Source organism: Leminorella richardii (genome assembly GCF_900478135.1).
Lineage (GTDB): Bacteria > Pseudomonadota > Gammaproteobacteria > Enterobacterales > Enterobacteriaceae > Leminorella > Leminorella richardii.
Genome location: NZ_LS483470.1, coordinates 2397427 through 2414085, shown reverse-complemented (window position 1 = coordinate 2414085; position 16659 = coordinate 2397427). Strand labels below are relative to the sequence as shown.

At 47.6% G+C, this 16659-nt stretch carries 22 protein-coding genes and 1 tRNA gene; 14 read left to right on the top strand and 9 right to left on the bottom strand.

Annotation, left to right across the window (positions count from 1 at the left end; genetic code table 11):
- Window positions 1-4: 4 nt before the first annotated feature.
- A complete protein-coding gene (locus DQM29_RS18570; RefSeq protein WP_111740753.1) occupies window positions 5-550 on the bottom strand; it encodes a helix-turn-helix domain-containing protein in 546 nt (181 codons plus the stop codon).
- A 117-nt stretch (window positions 551-667) separates the two neighbouring features.
- Here DQM29_RS18570 and DQM29_RS11105 point away from each other — a divergent pair, with 117 nt between their 5' ends.
- The 3 genes from DQM29_RS11105 to DQM29_RS11095 all read left to right on the top strand — a co-directional run bounded on the left by DQM29_RS11105 (window position 668) and on the right by DQM29_RS11095 (window position 2974).
- A complete protein-coding gene (locus tag DQM29_RS11105) occupies window positions 668-1597 on the top strand; it encodes a DMT family transporter (RefSeq protein ID WP_111740752.1) in 930 nt (309 codons plus the stop codon).
- Between the two features lie 95 nt (window positions 1598-1692).
- On the top strand, window positions 1693-2445 hold the full coding sequence (locus DQM29_RS11100; RefSeq protein ID WP_111740751.1) for an SDR family NAD(P)-dependent oxidoreductase: 753 nt from the start codon (window positions 1693-1695) through the stop codon (window positions 2443-2445).
- Between the two features lie 79 nt (window positions 2446-2524).
- On the top strand, window positions 2525-2974 hold the full coding sequence (locus DQM29_RS11095; RefSeq protein ID WP_111740750.1) for a hypothetical protein: 450 nt from the start codon (window positions 2525-2527) through the stop codon (window positions 2972-2974).
- Window positions 2975-3153: 179 nt separating this feature from the next.
- On the opposite strand, the gene DQM29_RS11090 is transcribed toward DQM29_RS11095, so the two are convergent.
- Window positions 3154-3230 (bottom strand) — tRNA-Arg (locus tag DQM29_RS11090).
- A gap of 230 nt (window positions 3231-3460) precedes the next feature.
- Here DQM29_RS11090 and folD point away from each other — a divergent pair.
- Both folD and DQM29_RS11080 read left to right on the top strand, forming a co-directional pair.
- A complete protein-coding gene (gene folD / locus DQM29_RS11085) occupies window positions 3461-4321 on the top strand; it encodes a bifunctional methylenetetrahydrofolate dehydrogenase/methenyltetrahydrofolate cyclohydrolase FolD (protein ID WP_111740749.1) in 861 nt (286 codons plus the stop codon).
- Between the two features lie 275 nt (window positions 4322-4596).
- Entirely contained in the window at window positions 4597-5118 is a 522-nt protein-coding gene (locus DQM29_RS11080; protein ID WP_197708817.1) for a low molecular weight protein arginine phosphatase, read from the top strand.
- Window positions 5119-5204: 86 nt separating this feature from the next.
- On the opposite strand, the gene DQM29_RS11075 is transcribed toward DQM29_RS11080, so the two are convergent.
- Window positions 5205-6296: a porin gene (locus DQM29_RS11075; protein ID WP_111740748.1), complete on the bottom strand. Its 1092-nt coding sequence runs from the start codon at window positions 6294-6296 to the stop codon at window positions 5205-5207.
- 262 nt (window positions 6297-6558) lie between these two features.
- Between DQM29_RS11075 and DQM29_RS11070 the strand changes: the two genes are divergently transcribed.
- The gene (locus tag DQM29_RS11070) at window positions 6559-6915 is read left to right on the top strand and encodes a hypothetical protein (protein ID WP_145960363.1); all 357 of its coding nucleotides are present in this window, start codon (window positions 6559-6561) and stop codon (window positions 6913-6915) included.
- Between the two features lie 100 nt (window positions 6916-7015).
- Here the strand turns inward: DQM29_RS11070 and DQM29_RS11065 are convergent, their stop codons facing one another.
- Together DQM29_RS11065 and DQM29_RS11060 are read right to left on the bottom strand one after the other, a co-directional pair.
- Entirely contained in the window at window positions 7016-7540 is a 525-nt protein-coding gene (locus tag DQM29_RS11065) for a hypothetical protein (RefSeq protein ID WP_111740746.1), read from the bottom strand.
- A 292-nt stretch (window positions 7541-7832) separates the two neighbouring features.
- Entirely contained in the window at window positions 7833-8060 is a 228-nt protein-coding gene (locus DQM29_RS11060) for a DUF465 domain-containing protein (protein ID WP_111740745.1), read from the bottom strand.
- 239 nt (window positions 8061-8299) lie between these two features.
- Here DQM29_RS11060 and DQM29_RS11055 point away from each other — a divergent pair, with 239 nt between their 5' ends.
- From DQM29_RS11055 to DQM29_RS11025, 6 genes are all read left to right on the top strand, one after another.
- On the top strand, window positions 8300-8518 hold the full coding sequence (locus DQM29_RS11055) for a YgdI/YgdR family lipoprotein (RefSeq protein ID WP_111740744.1): 219 nt from the start codon (window positions 8300-8302) through the stop codon (window positions 8516-8518).
- A 101-nt stretch (window positions 8519-8619) separates the two neighbouring features.
- Window positions 8620-8880 (top strand): putative hemolysin, encoded by a 261-nt coding sequence (locus DQM29_RS11050; RefSeq protein WP_111740743.1) that lies wholly within the window; start codon window positions 8620-8622, stop codon window positions 8878-8880.
- Window positions 8881-9165: 285 nt separating this feature from the next.
- A complete protein-coding gene (locus DQM29_RS11045; protein WP_145960362.1) occupies window positions 9166-9576 on the top strand; it encodes a hypothetical protein in 411 nt (136 codons plus the stop codon).
- A 559-nt stretch (window positions 9577-10135) separates the two neighbouring features.
- A complete protein-coding gene (leuE, locus tag DQM29_RS11035) occupies window positions 10136-10780 on the top strand; it encodes a leucine efflux protein LeuE (protein ID WP_111740740.1) in 645 nt (214 codons plus the stop codon).
- A 54-nt stretch (window positions 10781-10834) separates the two neighbouring features.
- A complete protein-coding gene (locus tag DQM29_RS11030) occupies window positions 10835-11182 on the top strand; it encodes a hypothetical protein (RefSeq protein ID WP_111740739.1) in 348 nt (115 codons plus the stop codon).
- Between the two features lie 53 nt (window positions 11183-11235).
- A complete protein-coding gene (locus tag DQM29_RS11025; RefSeq protein ID WP_111740738.1) occupies window positions 11236-11466 on the top strand; it encodes a YceK/YidQ family lipoprotein in 231 nt (76 codons plus the stop codon).
- Between the two features lie 208 nt (window positions 11467-11674).
- On the opposite strand, the gene DQM29_RS18745 is transcribed toward DQM29_RS11025, so the two are convergent.
- Complete coding sequence (locus DQM29_RS18745; protein WP_415270867.1) at window positions 11675-11884, bottom strand: ECs_2282 family putative zinc-binding protein; 210 nt, start codon at window positions 11882-11884, stop codon at window positions 11675-11677.
- Window positions 11885-12169: 285 nt separating this feature from the next.
- Here DQM29_RS18745 and endA point away from each other — a divergent pair, with 285 nt between their 5' ends.
- Together endA and DQM29_RS11015 are read left to right on the top strand one after the other, a co-directional pair.
- Window positions 12170-12877 carry a deoxyribonuclease I gene (gene endA / locus DQM29_RS11020; RefSeq protein WP_111740737.1) on the top strand — a complete coding sequence of 236 codons (708 nt, stop codon included), beginning with the start codon at window positions 12170-12172 and terminating at the stop codon, window positions 12875-12877.
- A 354-nt stretch (window positions 12878-13231) separates the two neighbouring features.
- Window positions 13232-13549: a hypothetical protein gene (locus DQM29_RS11015; protein WP_111740736.1), complete on the top strand. Its 318-nt coding sequence runs from the start codon at window positions 13232-13234 to the stop codon at window positions 13547-13549.
- A gap of 309 nt (window positions 13550-13858) precedes the next feature.
- Here the strand turns inward: DQM29_RS11015 and prfH are convergent, their stop codons facing one another.
- The 3 genes from prfH to DQM29_RS11000 all read right to left on the bottom strand — a co-directional run bounded on the left by prfH (window position 13859) and on the right by DQM29_RS11000 (window position 16457).
- Window positions 13859-14473 carry a peptide chain release factor H gene (gene prfH, locus DQM29_RS11010; RefSeq protein WP_111740735.1) on the bottom strand — a complete coding sequence of 205 codons (615 nt, stop codon included), beginning with the start codon at window positions 14471-14473 and terminating at the stop codon, window positions 13859-13861.
- Window positions 14470-15609 (bottom strand): RNA ligase RtcB family protein, encoded by a 1140-nt coding sequence (locus DQM29_RS11005; protein WP_111740734.1) that lies wholly within the window; start codon window positions 15607-15609, stop codon window positions 14470-14472. The genes prfH and DQM29_RS11005 overlap by 4 nt, the downstream gene beginning before the upstream one ends.
- 230 nt (window positions 15610-15839) lie before the next feature.
- Complete coding sequence (locus tag DQM29_RS11000; protein ID WP_111740733.1) at window positions 15840-16457, bottom strand: YiiX family permuted papain-like enzyme; 618 nt, start codon at window positions 16455-16457, stop codon at window positions 15840-15842.
- Window positions 16458-16659 lie beyond the last annotated feature (202 nt).

The window sequence follows — 16659 nt, the reverse complement described above, 5'->3', positions numbered from 1 at the left end:
CGCGTTATTTTCGACGCGATGGGTAGTGAACAACGTTATAGAAGTGCACGACGTCAGCGCTGGGATTAGCATAGCTGTGCTCTCTGCTTGCGTTAAAGCGAAGAGAGGCCATCGGCGCGACAGTGTGGCTGACGCCGTTGGCCTCGATAACAACGCTGTCGCTGATGGGCATCACGTCCTCAATAACCCCCTCTTCATGAGCACACGAGGCGTGATAGCCGCCGGGGCGTAGTGCAATCAGCAGTATTTCATAGCCTAAAACCGGATCGAAGGGCTGAATAGACTTGGCCTCGATGACTTCTTGTCCTGACGCTAAAGTGAGGTCTTTATCTTCGGCTGTTTGATTGGGTAAAAAGGCGCTAAAAGGGATTTGAAATCCTGTGGCGATCTTCCAAAGGGTCAGAACCGTTGGATTAGATTCACCTCTTTCGATTTGCCCCAGCATGGCCTTACTGACCTGAGAGATTTCAGCCATTTTGTCGAGGCTCCAGCCGCGTTCTTGCCGAGCCGATCTTAGTCTTTCCCCAATAAAATTGGTGAGTTCACTCATCCAAGCCTCTTTTTGCTGATTGTGCGTTATAGCGCACAGTGATAAGCTGTCTTAAACATGCGTTATAACGCACAGCCTAATAGAGTTGTGCGAGAATGTCACCTATCGGGAGAGGGCATGAAGGCGTTTATTTTCGGTATCCTTGCGGCGTTTTTCTTCTCTTTTACCTTTATCTTGAACCGTACGATGGAGCTTGAAGGCGGCAGCTGGCTGTGGAGTACAGCACTGCGCTTTGTATTTATGCTGCCCATTCTGGCGACTGTGCTGGCGGTGCGCGGCGGTCTTCGCCACAGTCTTCGTCACCTGTTGGCGCACAAGAAAGCTTATTTACTCTGGAGCACTGTCGGCTTTGGCCTGTTCTATGCGCCTCTGACGTTTGCCAGCGTTTTCTCGCCGGGCTGGCTAGTGGCGGGAAGCTGGCAGATAACCATTATTGCGGGCACTTTATTGATCCCCTTTTTGTCGAGCGCCGACGGTGTTCGACACCACATTCCCTGGCGACAGCTGCGCTGGTCTTTACTGATCCTGTTTGGTGTAGTCATGATGCTTTGGGAGCAGGCCGTCTCGGCTAGTCTGTATCAGGTACTGCTTGGCCTGCTGCCGGTAGTGTTTGCGGCGTTTATGTATCCTCTGGGAAATCGCCAGATGATGTTTGTCTGTCAGGATGATGTGGATACCCTCCAGCGAGTGTTTAACATGACGCTGGCCAGTCAGCCTTTTTGGCTGCTGATCATGCTGTGGGGATATTGGGATCACGGTTTGCCCAGTGCGGGGCAGATGACACAGTCCTTCCTAGTGGCGCTGTTTGCTGGCGTCATTGCCACTGTGCTTTTCTTTGCCGCGACCCAATTGGTTAGGCGGGATATGAAAAAGATGGCGACAGTGGAGGCAACGCAGTCCGGTGAGGTGATTTTTACGCTGCTGGGGGAAACGCTGATTTTAGGCATGCTTATGCCTAACCCGCTGGCTCTAGGGGGCATTGCCCTTATTGTCATGGGCATTGTAGCGCAGAGCGCACTGCCTCTGTTAGAGGGCAAACGTCGTTAACCGTACGGCAGCGTCAGTGAGCATATTTTCTATTATCTCATGGGATCCAGGAGTAGAGTCTTTAGAGGGTACATTAAGACAACCTTGGAGGAGATATGTGTCATTTTACGGGGCGCGTCGCCATCGTAACGGGAAGTACTAACGGTATTGGCGAAACTGTTGCAGAAATACTCCATGAACAGGGGGCATCGGTCGTTATTGCCTCCAGAAACAAAGCACAGTCAGAAGAAAAAGCCTTCTTTCTTGATTCCACTGGCGTAACCGCATTTGGCGTAGAGTGCGATGTTTCAGATCCCTTTTCGGTACAAAGTATGGTTGAAAGCGTGATGGCACGATTCGGCAGAGTCGACTGTGCCGTTAATAACGCCGGTACGACGGGAGATCACAACCTGTGTATTCCCGAACAGTCTTTAGAAAACTGGGATCGGGTTATTTCTAACACGCTTAGCAGCGTCTTTTACTGCCTAAAATATGAAATACCGGCAATGTTAAAGAGTGGGGGCGGTGCCATTGTTAACCTGTCAGCAGTGAACGGATTTGTAGGGATAGAAGGACTGGCACCCTATACAGTTGCCAAACACGGTGTGGTGGGATTGACCAAAACGGCTGCCTTAGAGTTTGCAACCAAGAATATTCGCGTTAATGCTGTCGCGCCGGGATATGTTGATACACCGCGAATGAAAGCGTTACCGGACGACGTCAGGAAGGCGTTTAGCCACAGCCACCCGATGGAGAGAATGGCGGAAAGAAAAGAGATTGCTGAATTTATTGCGTTTCTGCTTTCTGATAAAGCCAGCTTCTGTACCGGAGGAGTTTACCCGGTTGACGGAGGCTATTTAGCCCGATAGTTAGCTTTTATTAAGCCGCTGGTAACGTTCAGCGGCTTTTGCTAGCCTGCCAAATCTATTATTCAGGGAAGAGATAGATATGCTTAAGAATATGAAAAGGGCGCTCAGAGGCCTGATAGCCATTCTCACTATGGGCTGTGCTTTGAACCCTGCCTTTGGCAGTGGAAACCAGTGTGACAGCCTCATTGAGAAATATGAGCTTTCTATCGGCTGCTGGGTAAATAACAGTGTTTCTCTTATTCTCTATGTAGAAAACGAGCGCCTGTGGCTGTCTGAAGTTGAATCTGGGGCTCAGGAAAGAAAGCGTGAAATGGTGATGAACAGCGTAGAGGGTGAGATTAGAATAAAATATGCCTCACCCGAGTTTCGTTTCTCCACTGAGTTTTTGACGATTGCTCAAGACGATCGCCTTGAGTTTCGTGATATCGCAAGCGGGGAAAGTGCCCTATATCTGTCGTTAGAAAAAAGGGCCGATGTGAATACCCAACGATTAAATCAAATATGTCAAAAGCGTTTGGATTGCCGATGACTACTGGAAACTGCAGTAATTAGTACGAAGTGTTGAAATACACGGTATCCAACTTGGGATGTATGCTGAAGGTACTGGCGTTATTGAAGAAGGAATAGAATCAGGCCAACCTATATCTAGATACAGCGCCTGCTGGTTCTTTTCAAAAAGATGATTTAATAGTAACTCATTGATTTTATTGGCGCCCCCAGAAGGATTCGAACCTTCGACCTACGGCTTAGAAGGCCGTTGCTCTATCCAGCTGAGCTATGGGAGCGTTGGGAAGAGCGACGCGACAAACGCGTCAGTGGGCTGGGATTATACGGCTCTTCCTCGGTCAGTCAATAATTTTAGCCGCTAAGCGGTCGATAATGCGCCGCTTCTCTCTTAACTGGCGATAACCTGAGCGCTACGCAGGCGATATTTGATCTCAATTACCCCTGACAGAACGCCGTTCATCTGACAGAATAGTCTCCCCCGTGGTTAATAAAGTGGATCGATTCTCAGATGTCAGCAAAGATTATTGATGGTAAGGCAATCGCTCAGCAGCTAAGAGCGGAAATTGCCGCTAGCGTACAGCAGCGGCTCCAGGCGGGCAGGAGAGCGCCCGGTCTGGCGGTGGTTCTGGTTGGGGAAAGCCCCGCGTCGCAGATTTATGTCAACAGCAAGCGCCGCGCCTGTGAAGAAGTTGGCTTTCTCTCGCGTTCGTTTAATCTCGACAGCACCTGTTCTGAGAGTGAGCTACTCACGCTGATTGATTCCCTGAACAACGACCCGCTTATTGACGGTATTCTGGTTCAGCTTCCTCTGCCAGAAGGCTTTGACAATACCCGCATTTTAGAGCGCATTTCTCCTGAAAAGGACGTTGACGGTTTTCATCCCTATAACGTTGGTCGCCTGTGCCAGCGGGCTCCGAAGCTGCGCCCCTGTACACCGCGCGGCATTATCACCATGCTGCAGCGCTGTGACATCAATACCTATGGCCTAGATGCGCTGGTTATCGGCGCTTCTAACATTGTTGGCCGCCCAATGGGGCTTGAGCTGCTGCTAGCGGGATGTACTACAACCATCACTCATCGCTTTACGCAAAATATGGAAAAGAAAGTGCGCGAGGCCGATCTGATCGTTGCCGCAGTTGGGCGTCCCGGATTTGTGCGCGGTGAGTGGATCAAGCCGGGTGCGATCGTGATTGACGTCGGCATTAACCGGTTGGAAAGCGGCAAAGTCGTCGGTGACGTGGAATATGATACGGCGGCAGAGCGTGCGGCCTGGATCACGCCGGTTCCCGGCGGTGTTGGTCCTATGACGGTTGCAACGCTGATGCAGAATACGCTACAGGCGTGCGAAATGTATCACGATCCGATGTAGGCCTGATGATATAGGCTCAATATAAAAAAGTGCAAAAGCGGGTGCCGTTGATAAACGTTAACGGCATCCGCTAAAAGTAAATTTATTCTCCCCTGTGCTTAACCTGTTGCCTGACAGTTCCGTCAATCGTATAGTATAAATCCTCTCTTTTATTGCATAAATAATCACTCAGTAGAGGTGAGGGTTCGTTATCGTTATAAAAATACCTCGGAACGGCTACGCCAACGTTCAGGTTTACCGTTACCGATGATATGCAACACATCAAAAGGAATAGCATGAAACTTAATCATTTAATGATCGCTGGCGCGCTGTCGCTTTTTAGTATGGTGGCATCTGCCGCAGAGCCGCTGGTGACCTTTGTCTGTACCGGAAATACTGGTCGCAGCCCAATGGCAGAGGCGCTGGCTTCCGATCTGATTAAAAAGGAAAACCTGAATATTTTGGTTCAATCTCGTGGCGTGAATGTCGATCCAAAAGAAACGACGCCAGAAAAGGGAACGGAAACCGTTCTTAAAGAGCGCGGTATTGATATTTCTCACCACAAGGCCACCCAGCTTTCGCAGGCTGACATCGATAAGTCGACCCTGCTGTTGACCATGACTCAGGGGCATAAAGATAAAATCCTAGCCAATTTCCCTGCCGCGAAGGATAAGGTTTATACCCTAGCTGAATTTGCAGCCAACAAGCAGGAAGATCTTTCGGATCCTTATGGTAAGCCTCTTGAAGCCTACCGGACTGTTGAGAAGCAGCTGGACGAACTGCTGCCCCTAGCGCTGAAGAAAGTCGCGCAAAAGTAGCAGAATGTGTTAACCCTATTCAGGACGGGTTACATATTGATAAAAAAGGCGCCAAAGGCGCCTTTCTTTGTGGAGAACAGGGTTTATCAGAACTGATAAACAAACGCGACAGAGACGATATCGTCTGTAGAGATACCCGCGTTTTTGGTAAAGGTGTTGTCGTCCAGCATGTTGATTTTATAGTCGATCTTGGCAGCCATATTTTTATTGAAGTAGTAGTTAGCGCCTACGTCAATATAGTTAGCCAGCTCTTCGCTGTTATAGGTTTTGGTGCCGATATCGTGCTGCAGGTCTTTACCTTTCGAATAAACCCAGGCCAGAGAGGGTTGCAGGCCGGACTCAAACTGGTATTGGGCAACCAGTTCAATATTTTGAGTCTTGTTAGCGACTTCGTCATCGCTACCGTATAGATTCATGTTGTAAGTCTGGGCATAAATAGCGGCTAAATAGATATTATTATCATCGTATTTAAAGCCGGTACTAACGGCGTTTGCGCGGTCACCGCGGCCGTCTGCGCTTTGAGCGTCGGTTCTGTCAGATGACGCGTAGGCAACGCCAAAGGATAAACCCATACCCAAATCGTAGGTTGTTGACATACCCCAGCCGTCGCCGTTGCGGTCAGTTCCGTTGCGATCGCCAGCGTCATTACGACCCTGATACTGAACGGCGAAGTCTAGGCCTTCAACCATGCCAAAGAAGTTTTTATTGCGATAGGTTGCCAAACCGCCAGCGCGCTGGGTCATGAATACGTCGGTTTGCTGATAGGAGTCGCCGCCAAACTCAGGCAGGACGTCAGTCCATCCGCCGATATCGTACAGAATGCCGTTATTGCGGCCGTAGTCCAGCGAGCCTGCGTCACCGATTTTAATACCGGCATAGGCATAGCGAGTGGTTGAGCCGTTGTCACCGCTGTTTTCGGCGGAGCTAGCGGTCAGCTCTGCTTGATAAAATCCATAGCCAGTGATTTGCTCGTTAACCTGAGTTTCACCCATGATGCCAAAGCGAACGAAGCTGTTGTCTCCGTCTTCACCCTTATCGCTTGAAAAGTAGTGATTGCCTTCAATTTGACCGGAAACGTCCAGCTTATTGCCATCTTTGTTGTAGACTTCGGCCGCATTTACCGCTCCCGCTACCATCATTGCGGGAAGCAGCCCTGCCAATAGTTTATAGTTCTTCATGTCTTTTTCCCTTGAATAAAGCTGATTAAATTGACCGCGAGCGCATTAAAAGAATGGGATAACGAGGCGACGTTTCCCCTCGGCGGCGGGCTTTATTGAATCAGACTATAGGGGTACATACAATGGAGAGTGATAATTATTTTCATTATCATTTTGCTTTTGGTCAAAGATAAGGGAATTAACGTTTTTAAAGAGAAGTTTTAATCGGGTTTGCTGTGAGGTAAAGGAAAGAAAACTCACACGACGTTTGGGGATATAATGTGTGGGTGAACGTTTAGGGAAAGGGGAAAAAATGAATAAGGGAATAGCCGCGATGGCGTTGGCATTTTGCTCTTTATATGGTGGTTCGGCATTTGCCGATGCGCTCAACGACTATCTTGACGCTCGCCCAGTGGTGAAAAAAGATTTGCGCGTAAGAATTGTTTTACGCCATCTCACGCGAGAAATTGCAAAGGAAAACAGCGTAAAGGTAAATTCTCCTGAGTATCAGCAGCGAACTGAAGAGTTTGCCCGTCTGGCAACGTTAAGAATGAAAAACATGTGTATAGACGGCACTCTAGAACAAGAAACAGGGCTTGCGACAGGCAGTTGTAAAGTGATTGAACAGATTCGGGAGTAGTCGTACTGCGAGAGCGTGGGGCTTCGCTGAGAGGGATAAATTAACCGAGGGGCGTTAGCGTATGTTACCGCTCCTCGGTTTCAGTTATTTTTAACGGTGGTTAGGGGGCGCTAGGTGCAGGGAGGGTAATATCAACACCATAGAGGCGTAGGACAGTTGGAACCTCTTCCTGTTGGGCAAAAACGAAGCGTTCCCTCAGTGCAGCGTTAGCTGGAACGCTGACGTCCATATGCGGAACTTTCAGGTAGGCGACGAACTTATCTTTATCCAAGAGCTGAAGCGACTTTTGTTCTTCCAGATTGGTTAATCTGATGATTTTGTCCGTATCGTTACGCAGTGCCAGCGTGATCTGATACTCTTTGTCACCCGTTTTTTCGACTTTCAGCGCAGAGACATTCAGGTATTTTTTCAAGTTTTCTCCGTCGTTGACAAGTACGGCGCCATCAATGCTGTCACCGCTTTTCCGTCCTTCATCAACACCGTCCTTTGCGCCGCTCATCATGTCTTTGCCGGCGGAAATGATGCCGGAGACGGTGCTTTTTACGCCTTCTTTAAGCGTGTTTTCTTCTGCGGCATAGGCTGAGGTTGCGCATAGTATCAGAAGAACGGGCATCATCTTTTTCATATCAATTCCTTTTTGATTTGTTTCTAAGGGCCTGTTTCGCTGCTTTTGCCCCGCAAATAAACGGAAAGAGAGAGTCGTATTGTACACAGTGCGGTACAGGCTCGGGCACGATACGCTTTGATTATTGTGCCAGTCTCTTTACAAAATCGGTTTTATTATACCCAAGGTAAATGTGGATGCTATTGCGTTTTTAAAGACGGTAAATATGGTTCTTAAGGTGTGTTGTCGGCATAACAGCCCCACAGTCAGGGCTGTGTACCAATTTACTCTTATAGGAGAGGGCTTAACCCGACTAGGCCTCTGCGGCAGTATCCTGTTCTTTCAAGATGCGGTAAAGCTCGTCTTTAATCCGCAGTTTCTCTTTTTTTAGCTGGGATATTTTATCGCTTAGAGAAGAGCCTCCTTGAGATTCTAACCTAATGATTTCATGGTCTAACGTGTTGTGTTTTTCGAACAGAGAGTGGAAACGGGGGTGGACAGTTTTAAGATGGGAGATCAGCGTTCTGTATTCTGGAAACATAATACCTCCTTAATGGTTGTTTAACCCAATATTCACTATATCAAGTCCACTACAGCAGAGATCGGAGCGGGGTCACAAAGTGAACAGGCAAGTAAGAGCGATAAATTTGCCCGTGATATTGATTCCAAAATTAGCATTAGATGTTTATCCCATAGGAGAAAACGAGACTATGTTAATAATTGCACCGGTTGTTTTTTCTGCCGGGCGTAAGGCTCTGTTGCTAAAATGTGGAGGTGAGCATGAAAAACATGATGGTAGCGATCGCTGGGCTGATGCTGATTTTCGGCCTGTCTGGCTGTGCAAATGAGTACGTTATGACCACTAAAACCGGTCAGACAATAGTCACGGACGGTAAGCCTGAACTGGATAAAGAAACTGGGATGACACGCTATACGGATTTAGAAGGCAATGAGCGTCAGATTAACTCTTCCGACGTTGCTGAACTGGTAGAGAAGTAGTCTATTTCACCGCACTGACTGGTTTTTGCGTCGACTTAGTAGGAAGAGCGCTTCATGCCGACACGTTGAACGCAGGATTTTTGGCGAATGAGGACATAACGATGAAAAACTGGGGGAAAGGGCTTTGCCTTGGCACTGGCCTGTTGGCTGCTGCGACTCTGTTAGGATGTTCATCGGCGACGGAGTCGCCCAGCAGTGCATCAATTGGGGGAAAGGGTAACCCGGCTGATGAATACTGTGTTCAGGCTGGTGGAAAGGTAGTGACGCGGCAGAATGCCGATGGCACTTACTCTCTTTGCTCTTTCTCTGACGGCGTTCAGGTCGATTCCTGGGAACTGTATCGGGCAAATCATAACGGCTGATGTGTTTTAAAAATAAATAGGGTTACGTCATTCCCTGTGTTGACTTACTTATCGTTATGTAATAATTTATACAGCGATTAGGCACATCCTCACCGAATGGCTTGATTAGATATACTGTTAAATTGCTCGCTTTGCCCCGATCGCCATCGGGGCTTTTCTTTTTTTACCACCTAGTAACCCGATTTTTTCATCTTTCACTAAGCATTAACTACCTAAATTGCATTCTCTTTCAAAAATCTTTGTCATATGATGTTCAATTCGTGTGCACAGGTTAGGAATAGGATAATGACAGGGAAGCGAAAAGGGATCCGATTGGGAAAGATGGTTGTGTTGGCCTTTGCCGCGCTGTCTGGAAGTGCACTAGCCAAGCCCGTCATGGATGATAAACAGAAGTGTAAGGCAGCGATTGCCAGTTACTTCGAGCTTAGCGGTCGTGAGGTTAACGCACGTATTTCTGTCTCTGAGCAGCGTAAAAGCGGCGATTACCTAGTAACTTTTAAGAAATCCAGGCAGCTTACGTTCAGCTATCTGTGTCGTACCAGCGGAAATCGTATTGTTTGGGGGGATGCGCAGGAAAAGTTTGGCACAATGGAGATGTCCTATCGACTGGTTGAGAGCGGCGGTATTGATGTGAGCTATGTCGATGATGAAACCATGAAAAAGAATACGGTGAGCTACCAGTTAAGCGATCTGTAGTGAACATGGCTGTTTTTCGCGTGGGCTATAATAGAAGCAACAGTAAATTTTTTACGATAGACGAGAGCAACGCGAATGGCTGGTCTACCCCTCTTGATGTTTATTATCTTTCCTGCCGCGCTGGCGTTACTGATTCGCTATGCTGCCGGAGTAGGGGGAAAGAATGTGTCTTTTTTACCGCTTTTTTTCCTCATTGCTGCCGTTAGTTTCACCCTCTCTGTGTGCTATGTTGTCTACCATTACGGGATGTCATAGGCTCCGTGGTATGTAATACAAACCGTCTCGTCATCTTTACAGGCACAGTGATAGCTAAAAGAAAAATTCTTCTTCTATCGTGCAATATCATGCTTTTGTCTGCTTTTTATTTTTAATTGGTTTTTTATTTCATAGTTAAGCCTTGGTATTGGTTTTATGGTTTGCATTTTTTATAAAATGCAGTTTTAAATTGTTTTATATTGCGTTGATTTTGGTTTATTTGTCTGTATATTTCTCTTCATCTGAACCGGTACAAGGCGTATGAAAACCGGTGATTGTTATTTAGCGGGTGGAGTGGAAAAACATGTTGGAAAGCATGGGTGTGATCAATCTGTGGACATACGTTATTGGCGTAGCCTTTATCACTCTAGTGCCTGGGCCAAACTCTCTGTTTGTGTTAACCAGCAGTGCAAAATACGGTGTTAAAGATGGATATAAGGCTGCCCTAGGCGTTTTTCTTGGGGATGCAACACTGATCTTTCTCGCGTTTTTAGGCGTAGCCTCTTTGGTAAAAACCTCTCCGCTTTTCTTTAATATTGTTAGATATGCAGGGGCGGCCTATCTGCTCTATTTAGGGGCGACAATTCTCTATGCCACGCTGACAAAGCGCCGTAGTGGAGAAAAGGCGGCGGCCATTGCGTTAGTAAAAACGAACTGTTTTAGAAAGGCAGTGCTGTTGAGCGTGACCAACCCGAAAATGATTATTTTTTACGTATCGTTTTTTGTGCAGTTTGTCGATCCTGCCTATCCGGGTACGGCAATGCCGTTTTTTGTTCTGGGCGCTATTTTAGAAACGTTCAGTATGGTATATCTGTCGGTGCTCATTTTTGGTGGAGCAACTTTAGCCGCAGCGCTGAAACAGCGTTACAGCCTTGCCCGTTTATCTCATGGATGTATCGGGACTCTGTTTCTGGCCTTTGGCCTGAAGCTGGCGCTAACAACGTCATAACGCTGTAGCGCGGTGATTTTTAACTTAGGGAAGTTGTAAAGAAGGGATGTAACAATGAAAAAACGTCTGCTGTTTATACTCGCTGGAGCCGCTGTCATGATGGGCTCATCGCTGGCTCAGGCTGAGAGCTATGAGGTTTGTGTAGAAAAATACACGGATGCTTCCGGTCAGCGGTCTGCGTCATTTAACGACTGTAAGGGGAATAACTACTATTTTAATCCTCGTGCAGCGCGCTCTTCTTCTGTAACTTCTGGCTCCGATCGCCGGGGTCGCGTGCGAGTTGTTGATGAATCAACGTATGCCGTAGACCGCTGGTGTGACGATTCCGGCTGCTATCGGGTTCGAAATAGACAGGATATGTGCATTCTCGAAGTGACTGGAGAGGTTGTTCCCTGTCAGTGATCGTTGAGTGAGTGTCTTTGTTCGCGACTGTTGATGAAGAGTGAGAAGGGCGTATGCGAATAAGAGTTGGGATTCTGGCGCTTGCACTGGCGGGGCTAGCTGGCTGCGGCAGCTTTACTAGTAGATTCAACGGGCACGGTGATGAGTACTATTCGGGAACCCAGTACTCACTCGATCAGGCTAGAGAAGGTTCTCCGGTTTACTATGCCGACGTTCCACTGTCTTTTCTCTTTGATACGGTGATGCTGCCAGTAGATGCTATCCGTAGAGGATTTTCACAGTAGCTGTATGAGACGTTATACATCCCCGATTATTGATAATCGGGGATATTTTAGAGTCGTCATCTAAGGCCCTTTAAGCATTGCCTATTGTTATAGGTTAATTCTATTTTTTGCGGAATTTATATTTTAAATCAACTTTTTTGTAATTTATATCATTACGTTTGATTGTTAATTTTAAAACAAGAGATAATTTTTACACAACTCGTTAGATCTAAGCCATAGATGCTCCTTCAGTCACTTTTCTTTGAATAATGAGCTGTATTCTGCGTATTTTATGGGCGGTAATATCCTTTAGTGCAACGGGCTTGCAGCATCTTGAACAGATGGCGCCGTGTATGTCGTCCAGTGACTTTACCGGGTGTTCGGAGCGAAAAGCGTCATGCCCACACTTTGAACATTGAAACGTAAAGTCGGGATACATAGAAACCTCTTTATATTTTAAGGGTCACTTTGCTAAGGCTATTTATATCATATAACCCCAGTAAGTACAGGTGTTCTTTAGTACACTAAGCGGATTTATATTTTCCGGTAAAATAACGCTTTTCTCTATAAAATATATAAACTAACGCTATTTTAGGTGTTTATATTTAAATAAACTTCTCTATACGAAACGGTATTTATCTTTTTGGCCTGAGAGCGCGGTTGTCTAACATAGCTAAATCCGCTACTCTGCCGACCTTTGCTGTTGCTACCGAGCGTTTACGTTATGCATTACCGCGCCGCATGTCTGCTTCTTATCGCTTTCTTCATTTCTCCGCTTTATGGGAAAGAGAGCGGCGCGTCGTCAGGCATCAGCTTTAGTAAAGCGAAGCGATTGGCGATTGATATTCATAAAGACAAGGCCAAGACGTTTTACTGCGGCTGTAATATTCGCTGGCAGGGTAAAAAGGGTATCCCTGATTTGCAGGGCTGCGGCTATCGGATCCGCAGCAATGTAGAACGAGCCGGAAGAATTGAATGGGAGCACGTGGTTCCCGCCTGGCAGTTTGGCCACCAGCGGCGATGTTGGCAAAGCGGGGGGCGAAAAAACTGTACTAAAGATCCGGTTTATAACCAGATGGAGACCGACCTACACAATTTGCAGCCTGCGATTGGTGAAGTGAACTATGATCGTTCTAACTTTCGTTTTGAGCAGTGGAACGGGGTCGCTTCTCAATACGGCCAGTGCCAGATGAAGATCGATTTTAAGCAGCGCGCTGCAGAACCACCTGAAAGAGCACGAGGCGCGATAGCAAGAACCTACTTTTATATGCGCGATCGCTATCGTTTAAACCTGTCTAAACGGCAAGAAGAGCTTTTTCGCGTGTGGGATATGCTTTATCCGGCCACGGCTTGGGAATGTGAACGAAATAGGCGCATCCAGAAGGTGCAGGGAAATGACAATCCCTATGTGGCTAAACACTGTGGAAAATAAAGGGGAGTGTGTATTGCTACCCGTATCTGATGCGAACGTTGGTCTAAACGCTGTTGCCAAGCGCTACTGTTATCTCTTTGGTTAATCACAACACATTGGCTTTTTTATTGCTTACTTTTTCATGTGTTGCCTATGACTAAAAAAATTTTTTAATTTCCGGTTTCTGCGGCAATGACGCCGTTGGAATGAAATATTTTCTTAACATTATTAGATGTGCTGTATCTCTATGTTAAAACACGTTGGCTTCGTTGAGGCTACTCATACTAATTAATTAGTGATATAATTTCTGAAGAACAATCATGATGTTGTTCTAACGTGTTATTTTAGATAAATATATTTCAAGGAAATGAATACATGAAACCTTCTCGCATTCTTCTCTCTTCTGTTGTTGCCCTTTCTCTGCTGGCGTTAAGCGGCTGTGGTGAAAAAGACAAGCCTGCTGCTCAAGCTGACAACGGTCTACCGGCTGAGTGTAATGAGTACGTGAACACCATCACTGCTTGTGTAAACAAGCTGGGTAAAGACAACAAGGCAATGGCCGATCAGTTTAAAACTCAGATGGATCAGGCTACCGAGTCTTGGAAGCAGATGGCTGATAAAGAAGCTCTGAAGAACAGCTGCAAAGCTGCTATGGATGCGTTCAAGCCGACCCTGTCTCAACTGGGCTGCTAATTTCGTTTAAAACCACACCGCAAACTTTTTGCGGTGTGGTTTTATTTATCACCCTCATAAATTTCCTCTCCACTATTTCATATTCAGCCGTGTTTTATTCAGCCGTGTTTTATACAGCTGGCGCTTAATAACTTTTCTTTATTTATATCACTATTTATTCTACGTTTACGTAATAACAGCCTATCTTCTATTGCGATATTGCCTTTAATAAGCTTCTTATACATACAGAAGAATTGTGATAACGATGAACCTCAGCGTTTTATTGCCGCTTCTGTCTAAGCAAGCGGCGTGGGATTAATAAATATTGGTTTATGCGGGAGTAAATGCTTCACCTTTAAAAATGAGTGAAGGATTTCCTCTTTCAATATGGTGATGAAACAGACGCCGTTTGGCTTTTAAATCCGACTGAGCCTGCTGCTGTAACTGAGCGAGCTTGTGTGATATCAGCAATAAGGCAAGTTTTTTATTGGCGTGCTGGCTACGTTCTGACTGGACTTTAACGCTAATCCCGCTTGCCGTATGCGTAGCCCTAATGGCTGAGTCTGTCTTGTTGACGTGCTGCCCTCCGGGCCCAGACGATCTCAGCGTTTCAAAGCGAATCTGCCCCTCTAACGTAGGATCGGTCTGCTTAAAGCTGGCAATGCCGATATACCAGTTTTTCCTACCATAATGACTCCGATAGGGACTTTGGCATATCCACAGCAGAGAGCCGCACCAGCGCTCAGCCAGATTTTCGGCACCTTCACCTTGGAGAGAGACCAGCACTGAGCGTAGCGTGTCGGGGTTTTGACCTGGCTCCTGTTCTAAGCATTCCAATCTGACCTGTGCTGCATCGGCTTCTTTATTAAGCCGATGCAGCGCTTTACTGACCGCTAGGCAGCACTCTTCAGGCCCCTGAGCAGAGGAGAGTTGTAGCAGTATCATTTACTTTTTCCTCCTCCGGTTTTATAAGTCAGCACTGGCTTCAGGCGGGCTATTGGGGCGATAAGGCCTGCCCCTGCCAGCGTATCGATAACGCTGTCTATCGGCTTATAGGCCTGTGGGGCTTCTTCATAAATTAGCTGGCGATCCTGGCAGATAACTCGGCTACCCATTTCAGTTCGGCCCAGCTGCTCTGGCGTAAAGCGTGCAGACAGTCGGCCTTTACACTCTGAGCGCATCCATTTGCGGCCTGCACCGTGCGCCAGTGAGTACAGACTTTGTTCTGACACTATCGGCCTGACCAAATAGCTGTAGTCTCCCCGCGAGCCGGGAATAACAACCGGGCCGCGATGAGACGGCGTTGCGCCTTTGCGATGCAGCCAGCCGTCCTGTTTACCCAGACGGCACGATTCAACCAGATTATGGTCGACGTCCGTCAAGAGGCGGCCTTCGCCTTTAATCTGCTCCAGCAGGCGAAGCGAGATAAGGCGACGATTCAGTCTGGCAAATTCGAGCGCCTGTTGATGTGCTTCAAGGTAGCGCAGCGCTTCGTCGCTGCCTTCCTCAAGACCGCTGTGATTAAAGCGGTCGACGTGAGCCCGCAGGATGTCCTGCCCAAGCCCACGAGAGCCGCTGTGAACCAGAAGCAGCAGGGTGCTGGCATCGAGAGTAAGGCGACTTGCTTCACTGTCATCGTAAATGCGATCTACTGCCTGCACCTCGGCGAAGTGATTGCCGCCGCCGACTGAGCCCAGCGCATAGCTGAACGGATGCTGCTGTATGTCCGGCGCTAGGTGCTCTGCAAGCCATTCCGAAGAGGCGAAGTCGCTCAAGGCGCTTAGGCGTTTCTCCAACTTGTCGAGACGAGTCTGTCGCTGCGGCATTGACGTTTGCCACAGACCCATGCCGCAGCCGATATCGTTACCCACTAGCGCCGGATAGAAGCGGCCCACAGAAAAGAAGGCGGCGCCGACCGGGTAGCCTCTGCCTGGGTGTAAGTCCGGCATGCCGACAGCGCGTGTCATGCCCGGCATTTCTGCCACTGTATGTAATTGTTGGATCGCTAAACCTTCGATCCAAAGGTTATCCGACGCGATATAAGAGACGCGCTCGGATAGAGGACGAATAAAATTGCCCATAACCAATTCCTGGAAAGGTAAATAATAAAAAAGAGAATTGGCAGGCCGAAGCCAGGGGGAAAGAACGAGAAGTAACTAGCCCTGAATACGCCTGCAAAGGGTATTACGTTGAGTTTGCTGCATGTTATACCTCCTTTGCGGGTAAAAGTGATTGGGTGTAAGAAACCGGCGCATGTTAGGGCGCATTCTTATAAATAGCAAGCTATAAATAACAAGTTATAAATGGCAGGCTATTTTTCCGCGACCGTATAAAGCAATCCTGAGTCAAACATGGCTTTCGGCGAAATAACCGTTTCATTAAGGGGAATGCGGCTGCCGTAGCGCTCTTTTAGCTTAGCCTTGACGGCGGGATGGCTAAGATCAAAATCCCCCAGCTTTTGCCGATGACCGACTTCCATTCCCAGCGCTTTGAAGTACACCTTCCAGACGACTTCAGAACAATATTGGCGATCGTCTGACCAGGAAAAGGTAAGATCGTAGGGTTTTCCTACGTAGCGCTTTGCCATTTTACTCAGCGCAGCCTGCTGTGCCGGTGTCAGCGCTGTTTGCAGGCGCTTGGCAACGAAGGCGCCGCGAGAGCCTCTGGCTATCCACTCTTTGAGGGGGGTATAGACAACCTGACGTGAGGCCTCAAATACATAGGGCTTACCGTTACGAATAACCACCATGCCCATGTGGCTGTAGGGGGAGTCTGTTGCCTGCTGGATAGCCAGACTTTGTGACGAGCGAGACGTGTGAAAAATCACATCGCCCGTTTGAGGCTCATAGCTGCGGCCTGACGGAATAAACAGCGCCAGAAGCGCGAAGACCAGTAGGGAATAAAGTGCTAATCGGTGACGAGAAGTCATAGGTATAACGTCCTGCTTTATTATTCTGCCGAGCAGACTATTGTCTATCCGTGAAGCCAAAGTGAAGTTTTGTCAGTCTTTAGGGGAAATGGCAGAGAAATGTTACAATTTAGGCTGTTAACACTTCGGAAAACCTACGCTTTCTTGTTGCCTGTGTGTGGGCTCTATTGTAGCGTGACGACATTAAGCGTCGGCATAGATA